Genomic DNA, 5,328 nt, shown 5'->3' on the forward strand with positions numbered 1-5,328 from the left:
GTTCAGGTCGCGATGATGGTTCTCTTCGCTGCATGCCGGTTGTTCATCGCCGGTGAGACCGAGGCGGATATCAAGACCCTCGTGAAGGAAGGGAAGAAGGCTGCTGATAAAGATCCTGAAGAGGCCCTCAGAATTGCATCAGTGATCGGATCGGCAGTCATCAATGGTGTCACCTGCTGTTCGAAGTATGTGAAGGATACCGATGATCCGACGATCTTTGACGAGTGGCTGGTAGCTGTTGAGAAGATGGGCGAGGCGATGAAGTCGCTCAAGAAGTTTGATGAGGAGCCCGGAGAAGGGTCGTGATCGCAAAGAAGGCCCGACTCCGTGCTGTCCGCAAGATTCAGCGGATAGCCGGATACCGTCTCCCTGACTTTGCATTTCACGGTGCAAATCTGGAGATGATCGCTGGATCGCTCAATTATGAACAGCTCGATCCGACCCTGAGAGACCAGCTTCTGCGGTTCCAGAAGGATTTCCTCGACTGCCGGTGCAAGGGAAGTCCCCTCTGCGGGTGTCCGGAGCAGAAGTTTGTCCTCATGATAATCGATCTCCGGATGGGAGGGCTTGACCACCGCGAGATACACGCTCACCTCCTCGATGAGTATGGGATCGACCTCTTCCCTGCCGATATTCTCTCGTTTCTGGAAGAGTCTGTCCACCGGCTCGAGGCGATCCGGAGGGTGGCAGAGCTTGAGGGGCAGCATCAGCTTGTAAAGAAGACTGAGGCGGCGATTAAGGGTATTGAGCAGTAGAGTTTTTTTAACACCTGCTCCCAACCCGCATTCTTTTTATAGATTTTGGTTACTGTACAATCTCTCCGGCTTTTGGCGAAATCGATCTGGTAAGCCAGGCAAATGCCGCAAGTGCCGCCACCTGCATCAGGACAAGGTACCCGATCAGAATCCCGATATCGAACTCATAGAGCAGACCAACGATGATGCTCCCGATGAACCAGCCACCTCCATACAGTGTGTTAAAGATTCCATATGCGGTTCCCCGTTTTGAAAGAGAGGTGAGATCTGCAAGAGCCGCCCTGAGAACAGTCTCCTGCGATCCCATTGAGAGACCCCACAGGATGACGGCGAGAAGGGCAAAGAGATAGTGGGAGGAGAATACAAGGAGTGCAATCGGGATATTGACAAGCGGGATGATAATCAGTACACCAAGACCTATCCGGTCATAGAGAACACCGATAATAAGCGCAAAGAAGGCATCAGCTGCCATTGCAATCGCATAGAAGATGGGGATCTGCGCCTCCGGGACGACCGAAGCCGAAGAGAAGTGGAATGCAATCAGCGGAAAGACTGCAAAGCCAGCCATCGTCAGGACGGTGAATGTACCATAGGGGAGCATGAGCTGTGGAAGCTTCCCGATATGCCGGAGATCCCGTTTCACGGAATCATCCTCAAGGGAGAGAGGATCCGGGACCGTCCGGTAAGCGATCAATAGAGAGATGATGAGCAGGATAAACGGAATTGAGAGAAGTGCAAAACCTGTTTGATATCCTCCCGACACCGCAATGGAGAGGGCAAAGATGAGAGGTCCCGCAACAGCACCAATCTGATCCATGGCTTCATGAATACCGAAGCCGGTTCCTCGGCCAATCCTGTGCGCAGCATGGGAGAGGATGGTATCTTTTGCCGGTGACCGGATGCCTTTTCCCATCCGTTCAAGAATGATGAGAATTGCCGCAATTTCCCATGCATGGGCAAAAACAAGAAGAGGTATAGCACCGATCATGAGATATCCGATGATGGCAAAACTCCAGTAGGAGCCGGTCCGATCAGCAATATATCCTGATAGAAGGCGTAATGCATAGCCGATAAATTCTCCAAAGCCTGCTATCACTGCAACAACAAAGGCAGTTGCCCCAAGATAGAAGAGGTAAGGACCTGTTATACTCCTTCCTGCTTCGTACACCATATCCCCAAATAGGCTGACGATACCGAGAAGGAAGATCAGCTGGAGGGCTGGATTGCGTCTTAGGGAGAGGAACGAGAACATCTGCGTTTCACGTTATTCAGGTGTGCAGCTTATCTGAATTTTAACTCTTTTGACAATACCAGAAAGGAATTTTTACATACGAAATGATCAACTATCCCCTCCTCTGCTCCATCATATCCGCAACCGTCACATCCGGGTGATGGTACCGCCTTTTTCCGAGGGTCCTCTTCCCGATCTCGACTGCCTCCTGCGGGCACCAGTGGATGCAGGCATAACACTGGGTGCAGGAACTGCCCCAGGTGACAGCAGTATCGGTTACGGTGATGTTCTCTGTCGGGCAGATCCGGGAGCAGATCCCGCACCGGTTGCAGCGATCGGTCGCATGGAGCCGCCGGGGAGTGCCGTACACAGATGTTATGAGGAAGCGGAAGAACGATCCCACAACCCGGTACGGTGTTGAGTTCGATCCTTCTGGCGTGGATTCCTGCCTCCTGCGGATCGCGTCTGCAATCTCCGGTATTCGATCCTGACCAGATGCCAGTATCCCCTCAACCTTCTCAGGAGGCTCCATCAGGTCTATTGGCCCGACAAAGTTCTCTGGCATCGTAATGGCTGCACCAAGGGAGAGATCTGCTCCTTTTACTTTGATGAGAGCATCAAGGTTATAGAGGGCACCCCCTGGACTCCCGCCGCAGGTCGCGATCCCAAAGATATAGGGATTGCCATGTATCTGAAGTCCACGTACAAATTCCTGCACAATGGTGGGCATATCAACATAGTGAACCGGGAACGCAATCCCGATCGCATCGGCCTCCGGTGGGACGGCACTGTCTTCCATCGCCCTGGTTATGGGGATGATTGTCGTATCACCGAGAGCCTCGGCAAGCAGGCGGGCAACAGCAAGGGTGTTGCCGGTACCGGTAAACGTGTAGATGATGGTCGTCATGGTATCATATCAGGAATATTCCGGATGCAAGGAGTGATTCGACTGTATTGATTCTCCTTTTCGTACAATTCGGGATAAAGATATCCACACAAGAGTTCTATCCGGCGGCGCATGCCGGAAAGGAGAAGAGGGGTTCGATTCCTGCTCTTTTCAGAAGGCATATCGTGCCTGCAGAGTTTTATCACCCTGAAATCCAAATATCAACGAGAGGAAGCAACCATGTCAAAATCAGACAACGCAATCACTGCCTTCTCAAACGGATACACCTGCTCTTCCTCAGTCTTTTCGGCATTCGCAGAAGATCTCGGACTGTCTGAGGATCTTGCAAAGAAGATCAGCTGCGGCTTTGGTGCCGGAGTCTCCCGGACCGGTAATATCTGCGGGGCCGTTTCAGGTGCAATCCTCGCCATCGGGCTGAAATACGGAAAATCCAGGGAGGGGGATACTGCCGCAAATGACAAAACGCGGGCGCTTGTCCGGCAATTTATCAATGAATTTACCGAGAAAAACGGCTCCGTCAACTGCACCGGCCTGTTAGGATATGATCTGAGCGATTCTCATGAATATGAAAAGGCACGGGATGAGAACCTGTTCAAGACAAGGTGCCCGGCGTATGTGAAGGATGCAGCAGACATTCTCGAAAGACTGCTGTAAAGTGTATGATTAACTGGTTGTTATAGAGCCGGAGGACCGACAACAGACGTCTCAAAACACCTTTCCAGAGGATCCCTGATCGTATACCTTATAACAAATTATGAGCTAACTTTTATGGATATTTTTTATGGACGGAACATTTCTAACCCAGATTAATGTTCTCCTGCAGCTCATATGCGTCATCATCGTTGCCGCATATCTCCTGACACGGAGCAGGATATTCCCCGAGATCCTGGATGGCAACCCGACGATAAAAACCCGGATCATCCTCGTACTCCTCTTTGGTGGCCTCTCCATTTATGGGTCAGTCAGTGGAATTGAGTTCCTCGGATCGGTTGTGAATGTCCGCGACCTTGGGCCAATGGTCGCGGGCCTGCTTGCAGGTCCCTGGGTCGGGATCGGTGCAGGGCTGATCGGAGCTGCGTACCGTCTGAGCATGGGAGGTATCACCGTCTATGCCTGCTCGATCTCAGCGATCTTCGCCGGGCTCTTTGGGGGTCTCATATGGATATACTATAAGAAGAAGTTTGCAGGCACAACGATTGCGGTTGCCTTTGCCATTCTGATGGAAGTCTTCCATATGGCACTGACGCTCATCATGGTCAGACCATTTGATGCGGCACTTGAAATTGTCAGCAGGGTGTATATTCCGATGATTCTTGCAAATGCCGCCGGGATGTACGTCTTTGCTGTGATGGTTAAAAATATTCAGAACGAGCGGAAGATACAGGCAGAACGTGATTCACTCATCCTTGAGATGGAGCGAAAAGTGGCCGGACTTTCCGGTGACGATACACTTTTGCAGAAGTAATTATCCCCTTTTATGGAGTTTGCTGATCGGATCTTTTCATCAATTACATGATCTAAAGAGCCGGTTGATCGCATCTCCTCCACTTCAGACTCCCAAACCACTATATCTTTTTACCATCAATATATTGGAGGATCTTCTCACCCCCGTAGTGTAGTGGTCAATCATGCAGGACTTTGGATCCGGCGACGGCGGTTCGAATCCGCCCGGGGGTATCTAGAAATGAGGTTCGCATACGATAATGCCAGGCGATTCGTTTTTTTAAAATAAAATAAAAAAAATCATAACAGAGTATTATTCAAATCCTTCCCCTGCATGAGATCGGGATATTTCCGTGATGCACCGCTTGTTATCGCCGGTATGATAAAACGGAAATACTCTTTTGAGAACTGCTCAATGCTGAACCCTTCTGCTGCGATCACATGTTTCCACTTATCTTCCAGAGAGAGGGTTCCCATGAAGGAGATCATCAGGTACATTGAGACGAGGAAAGGATCAATATCGGATCGAATTGTTTTGTCATCGATCCCCTCCCGGACCGCATCCTGCAGGATCTTCCGGCACATCCCATACCCTTCTCCGATCTCAGCAGTATATGGATTCTCTTTTGAGAAACGTTCAGATCCAAAAAAGTGGATCATTCGCAGGTAATCCGGGTATTCCTCAGAAAAACGGTGATAGGCATCGCCCATCAGGGCCACCTTGACAACACCCGGCACTTTCCTCTCCATACATTCCTGGTATTTTTTGTGGAGGATTCGGACACCTCGGAGTACAATGGCAGCATAGAGTGCTTCCTTGCTGTTAAAATAGAGATAGAGGGTGGCCTTGTTCAACTCAACCTCATCTGCGATATCGTCCATTAAAACATCATCGTATGCACGGGAGAAGAAGAGCCGTTCGGCTGCATCGATGATTTCCTTCTTTCGCTGTTCCTTTTCTCGTTGTATTCTCTCGGCAATTCCCATAAATC

7 protein-coding genes and 1 tRNA gene are annotated in these 5,328 nt (G+C 50.4%); 5 read left to right on the forward strand and 3 right to left on the reverse strand.

Features of this window, described 5'->3' with window-relative positions; genetic code table 11:
* On the forward strand, positions 1–306 hold a 306-nt coding region (locus Q7V06_RS06530; protein ID WP_304839752.1), incomplete at its 5' end, for a DUF2150 family protein.
* A complete protein-coding gene (locus tag Q7V06_RS06535) occupies positions 303–755 on the forward strand; it encodes a DUF5814 domain-containing protein (protein WP_304839755.1) in 453 nt (150 codons plus the stop codon). The genes Q7V06_RS06530 and Q7V06_RS06535, both read left to right, overlap by 4 nt.
* A 49-nt stretch (positions 756–804) precedes the next feature.
* On the opposite strand, the gene Q7V06_RS06540 is transcribed toward Q7V06_RS06535, so the two are convergent.
* Both Q7V06_RS06540 and Q7V06_RS06545 read right to left on the reverse strand, forming a co-directional pair.
* Positions 805–1,926 carry an MFS transporter gene (locus tag Q7V06_RS06540; protein ID WP_304839757.1) on the reverse strand — a complete coding sequence of 374 codons (1,122 nt, stop codon included), beginning with the start codon at positions 1,924–1,926 and terminating at the stop codon, positions 805–807.
* A gap of 172 nt (positions 1,927–2,098) precedes the next feature.
* Positions 2,099–2,893 (reverse strand): EFR1 family ferrodoxin, encoded by a 795-nt coding sequence (locus Q7V06_RS06545; RefSeq protein WP_304839760.1) that lies wholly within the window; start codon positions 2,891–2,893, stop codon positions 2,099–2,101.
* A gap of 219 nt (positions 2,894–3,112) precedes the next feature.
* Here Q7V06_RS06545 and Q7V06_RS06550 point away from each other — a divergent pair, with 219 nt between their 5' ends.
* From Q7V06_RS06550 to Q7V06_RS06560, 3 genes are all read left to right on the forward strand, one after another.
* Positions 3,113–3,547: a C-GCAxxG-C-C family protein gene (locus Q7V06_RS06550; RefSeq protein ID WP_304839763.1), complete on the forward strand. Its 435-nt coding sequence runs from the start codon at positions 3,113–3,115 to the stop codon at positions 3,545–3,547.
* Between the two features lie 127 nt (positions 3,548–3,674).
* Positions 3,675–4,358, forward strand: coding sequence for a LytS/YhcK type 5TM receptor domain-containing protein (locus Q7V06_RS06555; RefSeq protein ID WP_304839766.1), 684 nt, complete (start codon positions 3,675–3,677; stop codon positions 4,356–4,358).
* A gap of 139 nt (positions 4,359–4,497) precedes the next feature.
* Positions 4,498–4,570, forward strand: a tRNA-Gln gene (locus tag Q7V06_RS06560).
* Positions 4,571–4,636: 66 nt separating this feature from the next.
* Here Q7V06_RS06560 and Q7V06_RS06565 read toward each other — a convergent pair.
* The coding region (locus tag Q7V06_RS06565) for a TetR/AcrR family transcriptional regulator (protein WP_304839768.1) at positions 4,637–5,328 on the reverse strand (692 nt) is incomplete at its 5' end.

The organism is Methanocalculus sp. (assembly GCF_030651615.1).
Taxonomy (GTDB): domain Archaea; phylum Halobacteriota; class Methanomicrobia; order Methanomicrobiales; family Methanocorpusculaceae; genus Methanocalculus.

Coding starts and splice junctions, on each gene's coding strand:
- Q7V06_RS06540 (WP_304839757.1), bottom strand. CDS start 1,926: ATGGTGTACGAAGCAGGAAGGAGTATAACAGGTCCTTACCTCTTCTAT.
- Q7V06_RS06545 (WP_304839760.1), bottom strand. CDS start 2,893: ATGACGACCATCATCTACACGTTTACCGGTACCGGCAACACCCTTGCT.
- Q7V06_RS06550 (WP_304839763.1), top strand. CDS start 3,113: ATGTCAAAATCAGACAACGCAATCACTGCCTTCTCAAACGGATACACC.
- Q7V06_RS06555 (WP_304839766.1), top strand. CDS start 3,675: ATGGACGGAACATTTCTAACCCAGATTAATGTTCTCCTGCAGCTCATA.